This is a genomic window from Streptomyces sp. NPDC026377 (genome assembly GCF_055567715.1).
This window is the reverse complement of record NZ_JBVHPV010000007.1, coordinates 129,169-148,049: the sequence shown is the minus strand read 5'-3', so window position 1 is coordinate 148,049 and position 18,881 is coordinate 129,169. Positions and strand designations below refer to the sequence as shown.

Genomic DNA, 18,881 nt, shown 5'->3' with positions numbered 1-18,881 from the left:
TCCTGATATTGTTCCCGCATGAGCACCACCGACGCCGACGGCGTGCTGGCCGAGCAGTTGCTCCGGCTCACCCGCAGACTCCACCGCATCCACAAGCAGCACCTGGAGCCGGTCGGCATCACTCCCGCCCAGTCCCGGCTGCTGCGGACGGTCGCGCACTACGACAGCCCGCCCCGGATGGCCGATCTCGCCGCCCGTCTCGAAGTGGTCCCGCGCGCCGTGACCACCCTGGTCGACGCCCTGGAGGAGAGCGGGAACGTGCGCCGGGTCCCCGACCCCACCAACCGCCGCGTGGTGCGCATCGAGCTCACTGGCACGGGCCGGGCGACGCTGCGTTCGCTGCGCGGGGCCCGCCGGGGCGCGGCCGAGGAGATCCTGGCTCCCCTGACGGCCGACCAGCGCGAGGTGCTCGGCGGTCTGCTGTCCGCTCTGGTGGACGGAGCGCCCGAGCACCGCTGCTGAGGGCTGGGCCGCCGCCTACCGCGCCTCCCACGAACCGGGTGTTTCCGGACGTACCGTGACGTCGTGCACCGGCACCCCTCCCCGGGGCGGCCCCGGGCGTCGGCAGGCCCCCTTGCGCGGCAGCAGCCCAACAACCATGTTCCTTAACGAGGTTCGTGTAACGCCGCGCAGAAATCAGCTCCCTCTCTTCCCAGGAGACTCGATGAACGACGCAGCTCCGCAGAACCACGACATCAGCAGACGCTCCGTCCTGTGGACGGCCGGGGCCGCGGGCGCGGGGGTCGGCATGGGCGCCCTGGGCACGGGCAGCGCCGCCGCCGAGGAGGCCACGCGCACCGGACAGCCCGTGGAGGCCGCCGCCCCGGAGGCACCCGCGCCCAGGCGTCAGGGCCAGAGCATGATCGGGGTGCCCTTCCAGCGGCGCTCCACGGTCCGGGTGGGGCTGATCGGCCTCGGCAACCGCGGCGGCAGCATGATCGACCTCTATCTCGCCGTCCCCGGGGTGCGGGTGGTGGCACTCTGCGACCCGGTGAAGGCCAAGGCGCGCAGCGCCGCCGCCAAGGTGACCAGGGCCGGGCAGCCCGCGCCGGCGGTCTACGTCAACGGTGACCACGACTACGAAGAGCTCCTGCGGCGGGGCGACATCGACTTCGTGCACATCGCCACGCCCTGGGACTCCCACTTCGAGATCGCCAAGGCGGCCCTGCTGAACGGTGTGCACGCGGGCGTGGAGTGCCCGGCCGCGATGCGCCTGGACGAGCTGTGGGAGCTGGTCGACCTCTCCGAGCGCACCCGGCGCCACTGCATGCAGCTGGAGAACTGCTGCTACGGCAGGAACGAGATGCGGGTGCTGCGGATGGCGCACGCGGGCAGATTCGGCGAACTGCTGCACGGCGCGGGCGCCTACATCCACGATCTGCGCGGCCTGATGTTCGACCCCAAGTACTACGAGGGCCCCTGGCGGCGGCTGTGGCACACCCGGCTGCGCGGCGACCTCTACCCCACCCACGGCTTCGGCCCCGTGGCCAACTACATGGACGTCAACCGCGGGGACCGCGTGGTGTCCATCGTCAGCATGGGGACCCCCGCGCTGGGCCTGGCGGAGTACCGCGAGGCCCATATGCCCCCGGGCGACCCGAGCTTCAAGGAGTCGTACATCGAGAGCGACCGGACGATCAGTCTGGTGCAGACGGCGAGGGGCCGGGTGATCCGGCTGGAGCACGACGTGTCGACACCGCATCCCTACAGCCGGATCAACAGTCTCGGCGGCACCAAGGGCCTCTTCGAGGACTACCCGGAGCGGATCTATCTGGAGCCGGACCAGCACGACGACAACTGGGGCGACTTCTCCAAGTACGCGGACTGGGACCACTGGCTCTGGAAGGAGCACGCCAACCCGCCCGGCGGACACGGCGGCATGGACTACATGCTGGTGTTCCGGCTGACGCAGTGCATGCGCCTGGGCCTCGTACCGGACTTCGACGTGTATGACGCGGCCACCTGGTCGGCGCCGGTGCCGCTGAGCCACTTCTCGGTCAAGGCGGGCGGCGCGCCCCAGCGGATCCCCGACTTCACCCGGGGCGCGTGGCACCGGTCCCGCCCCGGTGTGGACTCCGAGAAGCCCGCGGAGGCCTGAGCGGGCCGCGGGGCCCGTGCCCGGCGGCGGACACGGGCCCCGCTCCCCTCGTCAGCAGCGCCGCAGATCCTCGGTGAGGGCGCCCTGGGCGGTCTTGAGGCTGCGGTCGTAGCAGCCGTCGGAGCCGGACAGGCGGTAGCGCTCGGCCGAGGTGCCCGTCGCGTGCCGCCGCTCGCGCGGGACGTTCAGGGTCCAGGAGGCGTCGCCCCGGTAGGTGTCGTCCAGGCGCGACCACGAGACGGTCCGCCCGGCGCGCGAGGTGGCGGTGTCCGCGAGGTCCCCGAGGGTGATCACGGTCCGCAGCCGGTCGTCCGCGCCGATCGTGGTGGTGCCGTCCATCGTGTACGTACGGTGCACGCGCGCGGTGACGGCCGGACCGCGTCCGTCCGTGGTGACCGCGCTGTCGTCGGTCCACTTCCCCTTCAGGGCGTCGGTGTTCTCGCCCTCGGTCCAGCGGTGGACGCTCTCGGCGGCGACGCCGCGGACGACCGTGGTGGTGACCCGGCCGTGCGAGGTGTCGAGGTAGCCCGCCGTGGTCAGCCGGTGGCCCGCCCGGGCGTCGAGGCGCGCCTCGGTGCCGGGTGTGTAGGTGGCGGAGGCGGTGGGGGCGCCCTCCTCGTGGCGGGTGAGGGCGCCGGTGACGACCTGGCTGCCGCGGTCCTGCCACACCAGTACGTTGACCGGCGTCGACCAGCCGGACTGCCCCTCGGGGACCCCGGCGACGGACACCTCCACCCGGTGCGCGCGGCCGTCGTTGAGCAGGGCCGCGTACGGCGTCAGGTCGTACTCCAGCGGCCGGACGTCGAAGGCGTGGGGCGCCGGGACGACGTACCAGAGGAAGGGGTTGGACCAGCCGCCGGTCCATACGTTCGGGAACGGCGAGGCGATTCCGGCGAGTTGGCCGTCGACCGTGATCCGCACCTCGCGGTTGGGTCCGGCTGCCGCCTTGCAGGAGTAGGGCGCGGGATCCGGCACCGCCAGGTACCAGAACTCCTCGCAGCCGCCGCCCGAGCCGGTCGCGTACACCTCGGCGACGATCCGCTCGGAGTTGCGCGGGGTGGTCAGCGCGGTGCCGTCCAGGGCCAGTACCCGGTCCGGAACGGCGGCGGGCCGCACCCTGCCCTCGGCGGCGTAGAACGTCAGCGTGACGTCGACGTCGATGACGCCGGTGTAGGTCTCGTCGACAACGTTGCCGATGAGCATCTCGACGGCCTGCGCGGAGCGGAAGGTGTCGCTGTACCGGGTGACGTCCTTCTCCACGTGCCAGGCGATGCCCTCCGGCGAGGGCTCGGGCGTGGACGTCCGCAGCACCTCGACGCCGCCGACGTGGAGGTAGCCGAGGCGGTCGTACTGCCTGCCCTTGACCTTGCCGTCGAGCCGCAGCACCACCTTGCTCCACTTCTCTCCGCATCCTTCGGGGGGCGCGTAACTCCCCTTGTAGGGCGTGAAGTCGCGGAACCGCGCCTGCGCCAGGGTGACACGGCAGCTGCGGGTGTGCGGGACGGCGACCGGCGGTGCGGCGGTGACCGGGTCGTGCCAGTCGGTGCCGAACTCGGCCGGGGGCTCGGGCGAGGAAGCCGCCGCGGCGGCCGGGCCCGCGCCGAGCAGCGCGCCCGCCGCGAGCACCATGCCGCCGATCATGGACATGATCCTGAGTCGTCTCATGCGTCAGGAGTGAAGCGCGAGCGGGCCCGCGGCGCCAGGGGCGGGCCGCCGTTCTTGGCGCGTTCCGGCCGCCCGGGCACGAAAACCGATTGCCCCGGGGCCCCGAAGAAGGCGAACCTTGCACGGTTTGAACCACTCTTTCCGATCCTTGGGACGTCATGCAGATTCGCGATCTTCCGTATACGGATCCAGGCGAACCTGACGTCCGCTCGGGTCCCCGCTTCCTGCTGTGGCTGGGCCTCGGCCAGCTCTCCGGGCAGCTCAAGTCGATGGCCTGGGGGCTGCTGCACCAGTGCGGCATCGCCGGGCTGCCGCTCGGCGTCGGCGTCGCCGTCCAGGCCGTGATCGACCGCTCGGGGGCGCGGCTCGCGCTCGCGGGCGGCATCATCGCCCTGCTCGGCGTGGCCATCGCGGTGGGCGACACCATGCTGCACCGCACCGCGGTGACCAACTGGATCACGGCCGCCGCGCGCGTGCAGCAACTGCTCGCGCGCAAGACCGCGGAGCTGGGCTCACTGCTCACCCGCAGGGTCGCGGCGGGCGAGGTCGTCGCGGTCTCCACCGCCGACGTGGAGAAGATCGGCTGGTTCGTGGAGGCCCTGTCGCGGTTCGCCGCGGCGGCCGCCGCCCTGGTGATCATCTGCGTCGGTCTGGTGCTGTACCAGCCGGCGCTCGGCGTGGTGGTCGCCGTCGGCGTTCCCGTACTGGCCCTGGCCGTCCTGCCGCTGCTGCCGGCCGCCACCCGGCGGGCCGACCTCCAGCGCGAGAAGGCCGGCCGGGCGACCGAACTGGCCTCGGACACCGTCGCCGGGCTGCGGGTGCTGCGCGGCATCGGCGGCGAGGAGCTCTTCCTCGCCCGCTACCGCGAGGCCTCGCAGGAGGTGCGCGGGGCCGCCGTGCGCAGCGCGCGGATGTGGTCGCTGATCTCGGCGGTCCAGGTGCTGCTGCCGGGCCTGCTGCTGATCGCGGTGGTCTGGTACGGGGCGGCGCTGGCCCGCGACGGCCGGATCGAGGTCGGTGAACTGGTCACCGTCTACAGCGCGGTGACGCTGATGCTGTACCCGCTGCGCCACTTCGAGGAGATCGCCATGGCGTACTCCTTCTCCCGGCCCTCGGCCAGGCGCGCGGCCCGCGTGCTCGCCCTGGGCCGGGCCACCGACCCGTCCGGGACGGACACGGGGGTGCCGTCCCGGACGGACGGGCCGCCGCGGAGGGCCGAGGCCCCCTCCGGCGACCTGTACGACCCGGTGAGCGGACTGCTCGCGCCCGAGGGCCGGTTCACGGCCGTGGTGTGCGGCGACCCGGACGCGGCCGGACGGCTGGCCGAGCGCCTGGGCGGGCACGCCGCCGAGGCGGACGGCCGGCCGTCCGCCCTGCTCGGTGGGGTCGCGCTCGACGGGTTCCCGCTGGACACGGCACGGGCCGCCGTCCTCGTCCAGGACAAGGACCCCGTGCTGCTCTCCGGCACGCTCCACGAGCTCCTGGACGTGCCCGCGTCCGGCAAGGTCGCGGCGGACGAGGCGCTGGCCGCCGCCCAGTGCGACGACGTCCTGGACGCGCTGGCGCAGGCGTCGGTGGACAGCGACGGCGACCCGATGCGCACCCGGATCACCGAGCGCGGCCGGTCGCTCTCCGGCGGCCAGCGCCAACGCCTGGCGCTGGCACGGTCGTTGGTGACCGACCCGGAGGTGCTCGTCCTGGACGAGCCGACCTCGGCGGTCGACTCGCACACCGAGTCACGGGTCGCGAGCGGCGTCAAACGGCTGCGCGCGGGCCGTACGACGGTCGTGTTCTCGTCCTCACCGCTGCTGCTCGACCTCGCGGACCGGGTGGTGCTCGTGCACGACGGCGAGGTCGCCTCGGTGGGCCTGCACCGCGAGCTGCTGCGCACCGACGCCCGCTACCGCGCGGTGGTCACCCGGGAGACCGACGAGGAGACGGACGCACAGGACACCTGGGAGGAGACGGCATGATCGGCGTGAGGCCACCCGAGTACGACCCGGCGGCCCCGGAGTCGGCCACCACCCTGCCGGTCGGCACCCCGGCGACCGTCCGGGCGTACGTACGCCATCTGCTGCGGCGCCATCGCGGGGCGTTCGCGCTCCTGGTGGGCGTCAACGCGGTGGCGGTGATCGCCTCGATGGTCGGCCCGTACCTGCTCGGCGGGGTCGTCGAGGACCTGTCCCACGACGTCCGCGACCTGCATCCGGGCCGCACGGCGGCGCTCTTCGCCGTCGCCCTCGTCGTGCAGACCGTCTTCGTCCACCTGGTGCGGCTGCGCGGCGGGATGCTCGGCGAGGAGATGCTGGCCGATCTGCGCGAGGACTTCCTGGTGCGGTCGGTGGGGCTGCCGCCGGGCGTCCTGGAGCGCGCGGGCACCGGCGACCTGCTCTCGCGGATCACCACGGACATCGACCGGCTGGCCAACGCGATGCGCGAGGCCGTGCCGCAGCTGGCCATCGGCGTGGTGTGGGCGCTGCTGCTCATCGGCGCGCTCGGCGTCACCGCGCCGCCACTGGCGCTCGCGGTGCTGATCGCGGTGCCGCTGCTGGTGGCGGGGTGCCGCTGGTACTTCAAGCGGGCGCCCTCGGCGTACCGCTCGGAGGCGGCCGGGTACGCGGCGGTCGCCGCCGTGCTCGCCGAGACCGTGGACGCGGGCCGGACCGTCGAGGCGCACCGCCTGGGCGAGCGCCGGATCGCGCTGTCCGAGCAGCGGATCAAGGAGTGGACGGCCTGGGAGCGGTACACCCTGTGGCTGCGGTCGGTGCTCTTCCCGGTCGTCAGCATCACCCACATGACGATCATGCTCGCGGTGCTGATGATCGGCGGCTCGTTCGTCCTCCACGACTGGCTCACGGTGGGCGAGCTGACCACGGGCGCGCTCCTCGCCCAGATGCTGGTCGAGCCGGTCGGCCTCATCCTGCGCTGGTACGACGAGCTCCAGGTGGCCCAGGTCTCCCTGGCCCGGCTCGTCGGTGTCCGGGACATCGAGCCGGACGCGGGCGACACCGCGCTGCGCCCCCGGGGCCGCGACGTCGAGGCGGAGGAGGTGCGCTTCGGCTACCGCGAGGGCGTGGACGTCCTGCACCGGGTGTCGCTGTCGGTGGCGCCGGGCACCCGGCTGGCGCTGGTGGGCCCGTCCGGCGCGGGCAAGTCCACCCTCGGACGCCTGCTCGCGGGCATCTACGCGCCGCGCGAGGGACGGATCACGCTCGGCGAGGCCGAGCTGTCGCGGATGCCGGCCGAGCGGGTGCGCGAGCACGTGGCGCTGGTCAACCAGGAGCACCACGTGTTCGTGGGCTCGCTGCGGGACAACCTGCGGCTGGCCAGGACCGGCGCCGGGGACGCCGAGCTGTGGGCGGCCCTGGGCGCGGTCGACGCGGACGGCTGGGCACGGGCGCTGGAGGACGGCCTGGCGACGGAGGTCGGCTCGGGCGGGCACGCCCTCACCCCCGCCCAGGCTCAGCAGATCGCGCTGGCCCGGCTCGTCCTGGCCGATCCGCACACCCTGGTCCTGGACGAGGCGACCTCGCTCCTCGACCCGCGCGCGGCACGCCATCTTGAGCGGTCGCTGGCCCGGGTGCTCGACGGCCGTACGGTCGTCGCGATCGCCCACCGGCTGCACACCGCGCACGACGCGGACGTGATCGCCGTGGTCGAGAACGGCCGCATCACCGAGCTGGGCAGCCATGACGCCCTGGTCGAGGCGGACGGGGCGTACGCGGCGCTGTGGCGCTCCTGGCACGGGTGAGGCCACGGCCGGGGCAGGCGGGCCGGGGCGCCGGGGGGCCTACAGGGCGGTGGTGGCGTACAGGGCGGTGACGGCGTACGGGGCGGTGGTGGCGGCGGGCTCAGATGACGTTGAGCGCTCCCGCCGCCCCTATCCCGCCCAGCACCATGAACGCGGGCATCAGCACCTTCAGCTCCACCCAGCTCCCGGCCCGGAACCGCAGCATCTTCGGCGGGCCGACGGGGTACCAGCGCTTGCGGCCCACCGGGATCGGCCACAGGATCGGGCAGCCGGAGACGGTCAGCGCGTCCCCGATGTCGTGGACCAGCGCGCCGAGCACGATCGGCAGACCCAGCCAGAGGTACTCCTCGCCGGGGCCGGTGAAGAGCCAGTCCGAGCCGTTGCCCGGCTTGTCCAGGACCCCGGCCATGATCCAGGCGCCGGCCGCGCCCAGCAGCCACACCAGGACGTCGCTGGACATCCGGGCGGCCCGCCACAGCAGGCCCTCCACCGCGAGCACCACATGGACGAAGAGGATGCCGAGCACCGCCCAGCGCCCGCCGAAGACGGCCGCGGCCGACGCGCCCGCCCCGATCAGGACGGCCCACAGCCAGGTGTGGGTGAGCGTGCGGTGGCCGCCGCCCCGGCGCGGGTCTCCGGGGCCCCTGGTCGCCTGGTAGACGGCGTGCGAGAGGTCGTCGACGATGCCGCACAGGGCTTTGGAGACCGGTCCGAAGGCGCGCGAGATGGTCGCGGACTTGTGGTCCAGGTCGGGCGCGAGCGCCGCCCCGGCGCTGATCAGCGCGCCGACGACGAGGACCGGCCAGGGCATGGCGTGTCCCGCGGCCGCGGCGGCGGCCCCCACCCCCAGCCAGGCTGCCGCTCCTGACAGTGAGTGCGCAGGTCCCATCATGACCGTGCCCCGCCCCATTTCCTGTTGTCCCGTGGCCCAGTTGACCCGTCAGCCTATCGTTCATGATCTTCTCGCCCCGCCTCCGGTTCCCTCTCACGGGCGGAAGCCAGGCAAGATGGGGGCGTGACCCTTATCGATCAGCTGCCGCCGAGTGCCGACCCCGACGCCCTCTTCGAGGCCTTCTCCACCTGGGCCGAGGAGCGGGGCATCTCCCTGTACCCGGCCCAGGAGGAGGCGCTGATCGAGGTGGTCTCGGGCGCGAACGTGATCCTTTCCACCCCGACCGGCTCCGGAAAGAGCCTGGTGGCGGCGGGTGCGCACTTCGCGGCGCTGGCCCGGGACGAGGTCACCTTCTACACCGCGCCGATCAAGGCTCTGGTCTCGGAGAAGTTCTTCGACCTGTGCAAGCTCTTCGGCACCGAGAACGTCGGCATGCTGACCGGCGACGCCTCGGTGAACGCCGACGCCCCGGTGATCTGCTGCACCGCCGAGGTCCTCGCCTCCATCGCCCTGCGCGACGGCAAGCACGCCGACATCGGCCAGGTCGTGATGGACGAGTTCCACTTCTACGCCGAGGCGGACCGCGGCTGGGCCTGGCAGATCCCGATCCTGGAACTGCCCCAGGCCCAGTTCGTCCTGATGTCGGCGACGCTCGGCGACGTCTCGATGTTCGAGAAGGACCTGACCCGGCGCACCGGCCGCCCGACCGCGGTGGTCCGCTCGGCGACCCGCCCGGTGCCGCTCAGTTACGAGTACGTCACCACGCCGATCACCGAGACGCTGACCGAGCTCCTGGAGACGAAGCAGTCGCCGGTCTACATCGTGCACTTCACCCAGGCCCAGGCGGTCGAGCGGGCGCAGTCGCTGATGAGCATCAACATGTGCTCGCGCGAGGAGAAGGACGCGATCGCGGAGCTGATCGGCAACTTCCGCTTCACCACCAAGTTCGGCCAGAACCTCTCCCGCTATGTGCGCCACGGCATCGGGGTGCACCACGCGGGCATGCTGCCCAAGTACCGCCGGCTGGTCGAGAAGCTGGCGCAGGCGGGCCTGCTGAAGGTGATCTGCGGAACGGACACCCTGGGCGTCGGCGTCAACGTGCCCATCCGCACGGTGCTGTTCACCGCGCTCACCAAGTACGACGGCAACCGCGTGCGCACCCTGCGCGCCCGGGAGTTCCACCAGATCGCGGGCCGGGCCGGGCGCGCCGGGTTCGACACCGCCGGGTTCGTGGTCGCTCAGGCGCCCGAGCACGTCATCGAGAACGAGAAGGCCCTCGCCAAGGCGGGCGACGACCCGAAGAAACGCCGCAAGGTGGTCCGCAAGAAGGCTCCCGAGGGCTTCGTCGCCTGGTCGGACGCCACCTTCGAGAAGCTGATCGCCGCCGAGCCCGAGCCGCTGACCTCGCGCTTCCGGGTCACCAACATCATGCTGCTGTCGGTGATCGCCCGGCCGGGCAACGCCTTCGAGGCGATGCGCCACCTGCTGGAGGACAACCACGAGCCGCGCAAGGCCCAGCTGCGGCACATCCGCCGCGCCATCGCGATCTACCGCTCGCTGCTCGACGGCGGTGTGGTGGAGCAGCTGGACACCCCGGACGCCGAGGGCCGCACCATCCGGCTCACCGTCGACCTCCAGCAGGACTTCGCGCTCAACCAGCCGCTGTCCACGTTCGCCCTCGCGGCCTTCGACCTGCTGGACCCGGAGTCGCCCTCGTACGCGCTGGACATGGTCTCGGTCGTCGAGTCGACGCTGGACGACCCGCGCCAGATCCTCGCCGCCATGCAGAACAAGGCGCGCGGCGAGGCCGTCGGGCAGATGAAGGCGGACGGGATCGAGTACGAGGAGCGCATGGAGCGGCTCCAGGACGTCTCGTACCCCAAGCCGCTGGAAGAGCTGCTGTGGCACGCGTACAACGTCTACAAGAAGTCGCACCCGTGGGTCGGCGACCACCCCGTCTCGCCCAAGTCCGTCGTCCGTGACATGTACGAACGGGCGCTGACCTTCACCGAGTTCACCTCCTGGTACGAGCTGGCGCGCACCGAGGGCATCGTCCTGCGCTATCTGGCGAGCGCGTACAAGGCGCTCGACCACACCATCCCCGACGACCTGAAGACCGAGGACCTGGAAGACCTGATCGCCTGGCTCGGCGAGATGGTGCGCCAGGTCGACTCCAGCCTGCTCGACGAGTGGGAGCAGCTGGCCAACCCGGAGATCGAGACGGCCGAGCAGGCGCAGGAGAAGGCCGACGAGGTCAAGCCGGTCACCGCCAACGCCCGCGCCTTCCGCGTCCTGGTGCGCAACGCCATGTTCCGCCGGGTGGAGCTGGCGGCGCTCGACAACGTGGACGCGCTCGGCGAGCTGGACGCCGAGTCCGGCTGGGACGCGGACGCCTGGGGCGAGGCGATGGACAAGTACTGGGACGAGTACGAGGACCTGGGCACCGGACCCGACGCGCGCGGCCCCAAGCTGCTGCTCATCGAGGAGGACCCGGCGCACGGCCTGTGGCGCGTCCGGCAGACCTTCGCCGACCCGAACGGCGACCATGGCTGGGGCATCAGCGCGGAGGTCGATCTGGCGGCCTCCGACGAAGAGGGCCGCGCGGTGGTGCGCGTCACCGACGTCGGCGAGCTCTGACCTGACCCGCTCCGGAAAGGACCGCGACGCCATGACCAACCCCGCCGACAGACTCGTCGATCTGCTCGACCTGGAGCAGATCGAGGTCGACATCTTCCGCGGCCGCAGCCCCGACGAGTCCCTGCAACGGGTCTTCGGCGGACAGGTGGCCGGGCAGGCACTGGTGGCGGCCGGGCGCACCACGGACGGCGAGCGCCCGGTGCACTCGCTGCACGCCTACTTCCTGCGCCCGGGCCGCCCCGGGGTGCCGATCGTCTACCAGGTCGAGCGGGTCCGGGACGGCCGCTCCTTCACCACCCGCCGGGTCACCGCCGTCCAGCAGGGCCGCACGATCTTCAATCTGACGGCCTCCTTCCACCAGCCGGAGCAGGGCAGCATCGAGCACCAGCTGCCGCCGCGCCTGGACTTCCCCGAGCCGGAGTCGCTGCCCACCGTCGCCGACGAGATCCGCGAGCACCTCGGCGCGCTGCCGGAGGCCCTGGAGCGCATGGCGCGCCGCCAGCCCTTCGACATCCGGTACGTGGACCGGCTGCGCTGGACGGCCCAGGAGATCAAGGACGCGGATCCGCGCAGCGCGGTGTGGATGCGCGCGGTCGGCCCGCTGGGCGACGACCCGCTGGTGCACACCTGCGCGCTCACCTACGCGTCCGACATGACGCTGCTCGACGCGGTCCGCATCCCGGTGGAGCCGCTGTGGGGCCCGCGGGGCTTCGACATGGCCTCGCTGGACCACGCCATGTGGTTCCACCGGCCGTTCCGGACCGACGAGTGGTTCCTGTACGACCAGGAGTCCCCCATCGCGACCGGCGGCCGGGGCCTGGCCCGTGGCCGCATCTACGACCGCGAGGGCCGGCTGCTGGTGTCCGTGGTCCAGGAGGGCCTGTTCCGCCCGCTGCCGGCCCGCGACTGACCTGTCCCCCTGTTACGAGGAGTTGGCTGATGAGCCTGTACGACATCCCGCTGCGCACGCTGTCCGGCGAGCCCACTTCGCTGGCCGACCACAAGGGCAGGGCGGTGCTGGTCGTGAACGTGGCGTCCAGGTGCGGTCTCACCCCGCAGTACGCCGGTCTGGAGCGCCTCCAGGCCCGGTACGGCGAGCGCGGCTTCACGGTCCTCGGTGTGCCGTGCAACCAGTTCGGCGCCCAGGAGCCCGGCAGCGCGGAGGAGATCCGGACGTTCTGCTCGGCGACGTACGGGGTGACCTTCCCGATGCTGGAGAAGACCGACGTCAACGGCGACGGCCGCCACCCGCTGTACGCCCGCCTCACCGAGGTCGCGGACGCGCAGGGCGAGGCCGGTGACGTGCAGTGGAACTTCGAGAAGTTCCTGATCTCCCCGGCGGGCGAGGTGGTCTCGCGGATCCGTCCGGCCATCGAGCCGGAGGCGCCGGAGGTCGTGGCGGCGATCGAGGCGCAGCTGCCGGTCTGAGAGCCTGCCCGGCAGCCGCGGGGCTGTCCGGAGAAACGATACGGCTCCGTTCCCGCCACACGGGAACGGAGCCGGCCGGTGTAGCGGCAGCAAGCTAGCGGATCGGCATGCCCGACAGGGTGCGGGCGATGACCAGGCGCTGGATCTCGCTGGTGCCTTCGAAGATCGTGTAGATGGCGGCGTCCCGGTGCATGCGCTCCACCGGGTACTCCCGGGTGTAGCCGTTGCCGCCGAGGATCTGGATCGCCTGCGCGGTTACCTTCTTGGCGGTCTCGCTGGCGAACAGCTTGGACATCGAGCCCTCGGCGGAGGTGAAGGGCCGGCCCGCCGTGGCCATCCAGGAGGCGCGCCACACCAGCAGGCGGGCCGCGTCGATCTGCGTCCGCATGTCGGCGAGCTGGAACGCGACGCCCTGGTTGTCGATGATCGGGCGGCCGAACTGCTCGCGGTCCTTGGCGTATTCCAGCGCGTAGTCGTACGCCGCGCGGGCGGTGCCGACCGCCATGGCGCCGACGGCCGGGCGGGAGGCCTCGAAGGTGGCCATGGCGGCGTTCTTCACGCGCTCGCCCCCGCCCGCCTTCGCCTTCTCGCGGGCCCGGGCCAGGCGCTCGTCCAGCTTCTCCTTGCCGCCGAGCAGGCAGTGGCCGGGGACGCGCACGTTCTCCAGGACGACCTCGGCGGTGTGCGAGGCGCGGATGCCGTGCTTCTTGAACTTCTGGCCCTGGGACAGCCCCGGGGTGCTGGGCGGCACGATGAACGAGGCGTGCCCCTTGGAGCCGAGCTCGGGGTCGACGACGGCCACGACCACGTGCACGTTGGCGATGCCGCCGTTGGTGGCCCAGGTCTTGGTGCCGTTGAGGACCCACTCGTCCTTGGCCTCGTCGTAGACGGCCTTCGTCCGCATCGAGGCGACGTCGGAGCCCGCGTCCGGCTCGGAGGAGCAGAAGGCGGCGACCTTCACGTCGTCCACGTCGCCGTACATCTGCGGGATCCAGGTACCGATCTGCTCCTCGGTGCCGTTGGCGAGGACGCCGACGGCGGCCAGACCCGTCCCGACGATCGACAGGGCGATGCCCGCGTCGCCCCAGAACAGCTCCTCCATGGCGACCGGGATGCCGAGACCGGTCGGGTCGAAGAACTGTTGGGCGTAGAAGTCCAGGGAGTAGATTCCGACCTTGGCGGCTTCCTGGATCACCGGCCAGGGGGTCTCCTCGCGCTCGTCCCACTCCGCGGCGGCGGGGCGGACGACGTCCTTCGCGAACCCGTGCAGCCAGTCCCTGACCTGCTTCTGGTCGTCGTTGAGCTCCATAGTGAACTCAGCCATGTCCCCTCCACCACTTCCCGTGCCACAGACAAGCGTTACTTGCGGTAACGGCAGTATGTTACTCGTCGGTAGCACATGTCAACCGGCGGACGGCCGCTCAGCGCGCGACCTGGCCGGGGTGTTACGTTGCGCAGACATTCCGGATGGCGGAACACGCCGGCGGAACCAGGAAAGACGCAGGACGAGTACGGGCGGGGAGACGAAGCCATGGAGAGCACACACCAGGCCGAGCAGCAGCGGACGTCGGCCGAGAGCCGCCGGCGGGAACTGCTGGAGGCGGCGGACCGGGTGGTGCTCCGGGACGGCCCCAAGGCGTCGATGAACGCGATCGCCGCGGAGGCGGGGATCACCAAGCCGATCCTCTACCGGCACTTCGGGGACAAGGGCGGGCTCTACCGGGCGCTCGCCCAGCGCCACACGGACGCGCTGCTCGCGGCGCTGCGGGCGGCGCTGGACGCGCCCGCGGGGCGCCGTGAGCGGGTCGAGGCGACGCTGGAGACGTATCTGGTGGCGATCGAGGCACGGCCGCAGGTGTACCGCTTCCTGATGCACCCCGCGGAGGACAGCGGCGGCGGTGAGCACGCCGGGTTCGACGTGGGCCGCCACTCCGCGCCGCTGCTGCGGCGGATGGGCGAGGAGCTGGGCGTGGTGATAGCCGAGCGGATCGACGTCGGGCCGGGGAGTGAGGCGCTGGCGCGGGTGTGGGGGCACGGGATCGTCGGGATGATGCACGCGGCGGGGGACTGGTGGCTGGGGGAACGGCCCTGTTCGCGGGCGGAGTTGGTGCGGGGGCTGGCGGATCTGCTGTGGGGCCGCCTGGCCGCGGCAGCGGACCGGGCCGGGGGCCCGGGTTTCTAGCCCCTCCCCGGCGGGGACCCCGCACCCCGCTCGGCGCTCCTTTGCGGGCCGGTGGGGGCTGGTCGCGCGGTTCCCCGCGCCCCTGAAGGCCCGGGGCTGCGCCCCGGATCCTCTCCTCGAACGCCGGAGGGGCTGGAGGTGCGATGGCCGCAGGCGCCAGGGGCCGCGGGGAACGGCGCGAGCAAACACCGGGCCCTGAAGGGACGCGGGGAACTGCGCGAGCAACCCACCACCCACCCGCAGACAACCCCCGGCCCAACAGGCGCCCGCCGGAGGGGTCAAGGGAACGGGTGGGGTGGGGGGAAACCGGCGCGGCGGGCGGCGCGCAGCAGCCGGCCCCTTCTCCACCCCGTCAAGCGATCCGCGTACACCAACCCCTCCAGGTGGTCCATCTCGTGCTGGAGGCACCGCGCGAAGAACCCCGTACCGGACACCCGCACCGGCTCCCCCGCCACCGTCCACCCCTCCACCACCGCCTCGTCGTACCGCTCCGTACCGGCCTCCAGGCCCGGCAGGGACAGACAGCCCTCGGGGCCGCGGACCACGACGCCGTCCACCGACACCAGCCGGGGGTTGACGAGGTGTCCGAGGTGGCGGACGTCCTCGTCGTCGGGGCAGTCGTGCACGAACACCCGCAGGCCCACCCCGATCTGATTGGCCGCGAGGCCGACCCCCCGCGCCGCGTACATCGTCGCGAAGAGGTCCTCGACCAGCCGGGCGAGGGAAGGCCCGAAGTCGGTGACGGGCTCGCAGGGGGCGTGCAGCAACGGGTCGCCGAGGAGAGACATCTCTCGTACGGTGCCGGAACTGCCGGGAATCGGACGGTGGCGCATGGCCGCAAGCGTACGTTCCAGGTGACGCGGAGCCGCGCTGGTGGTGGCGCGGTTCGGGCCGCTGTCCGGATCTCGATAGGCTGAGGTCCGACCCAGGCGCAAGGAGGATCAAGGACGATGGCAGGCAACGCGGAGCCGCTGTCACCGCGGGCCAAGCTCGCCGTGACGGCGGGCAAGGCCGCTGCGGCGGTGTCGCGCGCGGCGGGGCGGGGCAGTGGATCGGTGATCGGCGGCCGGGTGGCGCTCAAGCTGGACCCCGATCTGCTGGGGCGGCTGGCGAACCACCTGGACGTGGTCCTGGTCTCGGCGACGAACGGCAAGACGACGACGACCCGGCTCATCGCCGAGGCGCTGCGGGCCAGCGGCCCGGTGGTGTCCAACGCGCTGGGCGCCAACATGCCCGCGGGCATCACCTCGGCGCTGGCGGGCGGCTCGGACGCCCGCTTCGGTGTCATCGAGGTGGACGAGAAGTACCTCTCGGGAGTCGCTCGCGATGTGACGCCCAAGGCGATCGCACTGCTCAACCTGAGCCGCGACCAGCTCGACCGGGCCGCCGAGACCCGGATGCTGGCGGAGAAGTGGCGCGAGGGACTCCAGGGCACCAAGGCCGTGGTGATCGCCAACGCCGACGACCCGCTGGTGGTCTGGGCGGCCTCCTCCTCCCCCAACGTGGTGTGGGTGGCGGCCGGTCAGGAGTGGAAGGACGACGCCTGGTCGTGCCCGGCCTGCGGCGGTGTGATGCAGCGCCCCGGCGACGACTGGTTCTGCGGTGAGTGCGGCTTCCGCCGCCCCGCCCCGAGCTGGGTGCTCAGCGGCGACTACGTCCTGGACCCGCACGGCTCGGCCTGGCCGATCCACCTCCAGCTGCCCGGCCGCGCCAACAAGGCCAACGCCGCCACCTCCGCCGCGGTCGCCGCGGTCTTCGGGGTACCGCCGCAGGTCGCCCTGGAGCGGATGTACCAGGTGCAGGCGGTCGCCGGCCGCTATGACGTCGTCTCGTTCCAGGGCCGTGAGCTGCGGCTGCTGCTGGCGAAGAACCCGGCGGGCTGGCTCGAAACGTTTTCCCTGATCGACCCGCCGCCCACACCGGTGATCCTCTCCGTCAACGCCCGCGGCGCCGACGGCACGGACACCTCGTGGCTGTGGGACGTCGACTACACCCGACTGGCCGGTCACCCGATCTTCGTGATCGGCGACCGCAGGCTGGACCTGGCGGTCCGCCTGGAGGTCGCGAACCTGGACTTCCGGGTCTGCGAGAGCCTCGCGGAGTGCGTCCAGCTCGCGCCCCCCGGCCAGATCGAGCTGATCGCCAACTACACCGCCTTCCAGGACGTGCGCCGCACGGTCGGCAACTGAGACCCCCTAAGGAGCAAGCGAGCATGAGCGACAACAGCCTGCGCCTCGTGTGGGTCTACCCCGACCTGCTGAGCACCTATGGCGACCAGGGCAACGCCCTGGTCGTGGAGCGCCGGGCCCGTCAGCGCGGCCTCGACGTGGCCCGTCTGGACGTCCGCAGCGACCAGCCGGTGCCGTCGTCCGGCGACATCTACCTGATCGGCGGCGGCGAGGACCGGCCGCAGCGGCTCGCGTGCGAGCGGCTGCGACGCGACGGCGGCCTCCAGCGGGCCGCCGCCAACGGCGCGATCATCTTCTCGGTCTGTGCCGGGTACCAGATCCTGGGCCACGAGTTCATCAACGACCTCGGCGAGCGCGAGCCGGGCCTCGGCCTGCTCGACGTCGTCTCCACCCGGGGCGAGGGCGAGCGGTGCGTCGGCGACGTGCTCGGCGACATCGACGAGCGCCTGGGCCTTCCGCAGTTGACCGGTTTCGAGAACCACCAGGGCATCACGCACCTGGGCCCCACGGCCCGCCCGTTCGCCCGGGTCCGCCTCGGCAAGGGCAACGGCACCGGCGACGGAACCGAGGGCGCGTACAACGAGACGGTGTTCGGCACGTACATGCACGGTCCCGTGCTCGCGCGGAACCCGCAGATCGCGGACCTGCTCCTGAAGCTGGCCCTCGACGTGAACGCGCTGCCGCCGACCGACGACCGGTGGTACGAGGCGCTGCGCGCCGAGCGCATCGCCTCGGCGACCGCGCCCGCCTGACCCAGCCGCGCCTTCCGAGGGACGCCGTTCGTACGTTCCTCCGACGTCCATCAGTCGGACGTCTGATTCGGCCCCGCCACCTTGCGCCGGTAGGGTGGCGGGGATCCAACCGGACGACGTGGTCCGGTCGTCGGCCCACGTTGCAAAGGTTTTCCGGGCAATGCGAATTGGTGTGCTCACCTCCGGCGGCGACTGCCCCGGCCTGAACGCCGTCATCCGTTCCGTCGTGCACCGCGCGGTGGTGGACCACGGCGACGAGGTCATCGGTTTCCACGACGGCTGGAAGGGTCTCCTGGAGGCCGACTACCGCAAGCTCGACCTCGACGCGGTCGGCGGCATCCTCGCCCTCGGCGGCACGATCCTCGGTTCCTCCCGCGTCCAGCCCGCGCATCTGCGCGACGGTGTGGAGCGCGCCAGGGGCCACGTCGCCGAGCTCGGCCTCGACGCGATCATCCCGATCGGCGGCGAGGGCACGCTCAAGGCCGCCCATCTGCTGTCCGAGGCCGGTCTGCCCATCGTCGGCGTGCCGAAGACCATCGACAACGACATCGCCTCCACCGACGTCACCTTCGGCTTCGACACCGCCGTCGGCGTGGCCACCGAGGCCCTGGACCGGCTGAAGACGACCGCCGAGTCGCACCAGCGCGTGCTGATCGTCGAGGTCATGGGCCGCCACACCGGCTGGATCGCCCTGCACTCCGGCATGGCCGCCGGCGCCCACGCGATCGTGGTGCCCGAGCGCCCCTTCGACATCGACGAGCTGACCGAGCTGGTCGGCCGCCGCTTCTCGGCGGGCAAGAAGTTCGCGATCGTGGTGGTCGCCGAGGGCGCCAAGCCGCGCGAGGGCTCGATGCGCTTCGACGAGGGCGGCACCGACATCTACGGCCACGAGCGCTTCGCCGGGGTCGCCAGCCAGCTCTCCGTCGAGCTGGAGCGGCGCCTGGGGAAGGAGGCCCGCGCGGTGATCCTCGGCCACGTCCAGCGCGGCGGCACCCCGACCGCGTACGACCGCGTCCTGGCCACCCGGTTCGGCTGGCACGCGGTGGAGGCCGTGCACCGCGGCGAGTTCGGGATGCTCACCGCGCTGCACGGCACCGACATCACCATGGTCCCGCTCGCCGAGGCGACGGCGACGCTCAAGACCGTCCCCGCCGAGCGCTACGCCGAGGCGGAGTGCGTGCTCTGAGGCACCAGTGGTTCCCCGCTCCACGGGCCGCCCCCGGTCGCGATCGCGACCGGGGGCGGCTCTACTCTGGGTGCGGACAACCGGTACGAAATCAGGAGTCA

General features: G+C 72.3%; 15 protein-coding genes. 11 read left to right on the top strand and 4 right to left on the bottom strand.

Annotated elements, in window-relative coordinates; translation table 11 throughout:
• Positions 1-18: 18 nt before the first annotated feature.
• Positions 19-462, top strand: coding sequence for a MarR family winged helix-turn-helix transcriptional regulator (locus ACZ4MU_RS17090; RefSeq protein WP_467876725.1), 444 nt, complete (start codon positions 19-21; stop codon positions 460-462).
• A gap of 202 nt (positions 463-664) precedes the next feature.
• The gene (locus ACZ4MU_RS17085) at positions 665-2,098 is read left to right on the top strand and encodes a Gfo/Idh/MocA family protein (RefSeq protein ID WP_467876724.1); all 1,434 of its coding nucleotides are present in this window, start codon (positions 665-667) and stop codon (positions 2,096-2,098) included.
• A 51-nt stretch (positions 2,099-2,149) separates the two neighbouring features.
• On the opposite strand, the gene ACZ4MU_RS17080 is transcribed toward ACZ4MU_RS17085, so the two are convergent.
• The gene (locus ACZ4MU_RS17080) at positions 2,150-3,763 is read right to left on the bottom strand and encodes a peptide-N4-asparagine amidase (RefSeq protein WP_467876722.1); all 1,614 of its coding nucleotides are present in this window, start codon (positions 3,761-3,763) and stop codon (positions 2,150-2,152) included.
• A 158-nt stretch (positions 3,764-3,921) separates the two neighbouring features.
• Between ACZ4MU_RS17080 and ACZ4MU_RS17075 the strand changes: the two genes are divergently transcribed.
• Together ACZ4MU_RS17075 and ACZ4MU_RS17070 are read left to right on the top strand one after the other, a co-directional pair.
• Positions 3,922-5,736, top strand: coding sequence for an ABC transporter transmembrane domain-containing protein (locus tag ACZ4MU_RS17075; protein WP_467876719.1), 1,815 nt, complete (start codon positions 3,922-3,924; stop codon positions 5,734-5,736).
• Positions 5,733-7,514 (top strand): ABC transporter ATP-binding protein, encoded by a 1,782-nt coding sequence (locus ACZ4MU_RS17070; RefSeq protein WP_467876716.1) that lies wholly within the window; start codon positions 5,733-5,735, stop codon positions 7,512-7,514. Before ACZ4MU_RS17075 ends, ACZ4MU_RS17070 begins: the two co-directional genes overlap by 4 nt.
• Before the next feature lie 100 nt (positions 7,515-7,614).
• Here the strand turns inward: ACZ4MU_RS17070 and ACZ4MU_RS17065 are convergent, their stop codons facing one another.
• Complete coding sequence (locus ACZ4MU_RS17065; RefSeq protein WP_467876713.1) at positions 7,615-8,406, bottom strand: metal-dependent hydrolase; 792 nt, start codon at positions 8,404-8,406, stop codon at positions 7,615-7,617.
• A gap of 123 nt (positions 8,407-8,529) precedes the next feature.
• On the opposite strand from ACZ4MU_RS17065, the gene ACZ4MU_RS17060 reads away from it, so the two are divergent.
• From ACZ4MU_RS17060 to ACZ4MU_RS17050, 3 genes are read left to right on the top strand one after another with little or no spacing between them, the layout of a single operon-like run.
• A complete protein-coding gene (locus tag ACZ4MU_RS17060) occupies positions 8,530-11,043 on the top strand; it encodes a DEAD/DEAH box helicase (RefSeq protein WP_467876711.1) in 2,514 nt (837 codons plus the stop codon).
• A 31-nt stretch (positions 11,044-11,074) separates the two neighbouring features.
• Entirely contained in the window at positions 11,075-11,953 is an 879-nt protein-coding gene (locus ACZ4MU_RS17055; protein ID WP_467876709.1) for an acyl-CoA thioesterase, read from the top strand.
• A 29-nt stretch (positions 11,954-11,982) separates the two neighbouring features.
• The gene (locus tag ACZ4MU_RS17050; protein ID WP_467876706.1) at positions 11,983-12,471 is read left to right on the top strand and encodes a glutathione peroxidase; all 489 of its coding nucleotides are present in this window, start codon (positions 11,983-11,985) and stop codon (positions 12,469-12,471) included.
• A 94-nt stretch (positions 12,472-12,565) separates the two neighbouring features.
• Here the strand turns inward: ACZ4MU_RS17050 and ACZ4MU_RS17045 are convergent, their stop codons facing one another.
• Positions 12,566-13,795: an acyl-CoA dehydrogenase family protein gene (locus ACZ4MU_RS17045; RefSeq protein WP_467876703.1), complete on the bottom strand. Its 1,230-nt coding sequence runs from the start codon at positions 13,793-13,795 to the stop codon at positions 12,566-12,568.
• 207 nt (positions 13,796-14,002) lie between these two features.
• Here ACZ4MU_RS17045 and ACZ4MU_RS17040 point away from each other — a divergent pair, with 207 nt between their 5' ends.
• A complete protein-coding gene (locus ACZ4MU_RS17040) occupies positions 14,003-14,653 on the top strand; it encodes a TetR/AcrR family transcriptional regulator (RefSeq protein ID WP_467876700.1) in 651 nt (216 codons plus the stop codon).
• Positions 14,654-14,931: 278 nt separating this feature from the next.
• On the opposite strand, the gene def is transcribed toward ACZ4MU_RS17040, so the two are convergent.
• Positions 14,932-15,486, bottom strand: coding sequence for a peptide deformylase (gene def / locus ACZ4MU_RS17035; protein ID WP_467876699.1), 555 nt, complete (start codon positions 15,484-15,486; stop codon positions 14,932-14,934).
• A 117-nt stretch (positions 15,487-15,603) separates the two neighbouring features.
• Here def and ACZ4MU_RS17030 point away from each other — a divergent pair, with 117 nt between their 5' ends.
• The 3 genes from ACZ4MU_RS17030 to ACZ4MU_RS17020 all read left to right on the top strand — a co-directional run bounded on the left by ACZ4MU_RS17030 (position 15,604) and on the right by ACZ4MU_RS17020 (position 18,780).
• On the top strand, positions 15,604-16,842 hold the full coding sequence (locus ACZ4MU_RS17030) for a DUF1727 domain-containing protein (RefSeq protein ID WP_467876696.1): 1,239 nt from the start codon (positions 15,604-15,606) through the stop codon (positions 16,840-16,842).
• A gap of 23 nt (positions 16,843-16,865) precedes the next feature.
• Entirely contained in the window at positions 16,866-17,594 is a 729-nt protein-coding gene (locus ACZ4MU_RS17025) for a type 1 glutamine amidotransferase (protein WP_467876693.1), read from the top strand.
• A 160-nt stretch (positions 17,595-17,754) separates the two neighbouring features.
• On the top strand, positions 17,755-18,780 hold the full coding sequence (locus ACZ4MU_RS17020) for a 6-phosphofructokinase (protein ID WP_467876690.1): 1,026 nt from the start codon (positions 17,755-17,757) through the stop codon (positions 18,778-18,780).
• Positions 18,781-18,881 lie beyond the last annotated feature (101 nt).

Bases quoted from the DNA above. Each gene is read 5' to 3' on its own strand.
- ACZ4MU_RS17080 (WP_467876722.1), bottom strand. From the start codon at position 3,763: ATGAGACGACTCAGGATCATGTCCATGATCGGCGGCATGGTGCTCGCG.
- def (WP_467876699.1), bottom strand. From the start codon at position 15,486: ATGCGCCACCGTCCGATTCCCGGCAGTTCCGGCACCGTACGAGAGATG.
- ACZ4MU_RS17050 (WP_467876706.1), top strand. From the start codon at position 11,983: ATGAGCCTGTACGACATCCCGCTGCGCACGCTGTCCGGCGAGCCCACT.
- ACZ4MU_RS17025 (WP_467876693.1), top strand. From the start codon at position 16,866: ATGAGCGACAACAGCCTGCGCCTCGTGTGGGTCTACCCCGACCTGCTG.
- ACZ4MU_RS17020 (WP_467876690.1), top strand. From the start codon at position 17,755: ATGCGAATTGGTGTGCTCACCTCCGGCGGCGACTGCCCCGGCCTGAAC.
- ACZ4MU_RS17040 (WP_467876700.1), top strand. From the start codon at position 14,003: ATGGAGAGCACACACCAGGCCGAGCAGCAGCGGACGTCGGCCGAGAGC.
- ACZ4MU_RS17065 (WP_467876713.1), bottom strand. From the start codon at position 8,406: ATGATGGGACCTGCGCACTCACTGTCAGGAGCGGCAGCCTGGCTGGGG.
- ACZ4MU_RS17070 (WP_467876716.1), top strand. From the start codon at position 5,733: ATGATCGGCGTGAGGCCACCCGAGTACGACCCGGCGGCCCCGGAGTCG.
- ACZ4MU_RS17055 (WP_467876709.1), top strand. From the start codon at position 11,075: ATGACCAACCCCGCCGACAGACTCGTCGATCTGCTCGACCTGGAGCAG.
- ACZ4MU_RS17090 (WP_467876725.1), top strand. From the start codon at position 19: ATGAGCACCACCGACGCCGACGGCGTGCTGGCCGAGCAGTTGCTCCGG.
- ACZ4MU_RS17075 (WP_467876719.1), top strand. From the start codon at position 3,922: ATGCAGATTCGCGATCTTCCGTATACGGATCCAGGCGAACCTGACGTC.
- ACZ4MU_RS17085 (WP_467876724.1), top strand. From the start codon at position 665: ATGAACGACGCAGCTCCGCAGAACCACGACATCAGCAGACGCTCCGTC.
- ACZ4MU_RS17045 (WP_467876703.1), bottom strand. From the start codon at position 13,795: ATGGCTGAGTTCACTATGGAGCTCAACGACGACCAGAAGCAGGTCAGG.
- ACZ4MU_RS17030 (WP_467876696.1), top strand. From the start codon at position 15,604: ATGGCAGGCAACGCGGAGCCGCTGTCACCGCGGGCCAAGCTCGCCGTG.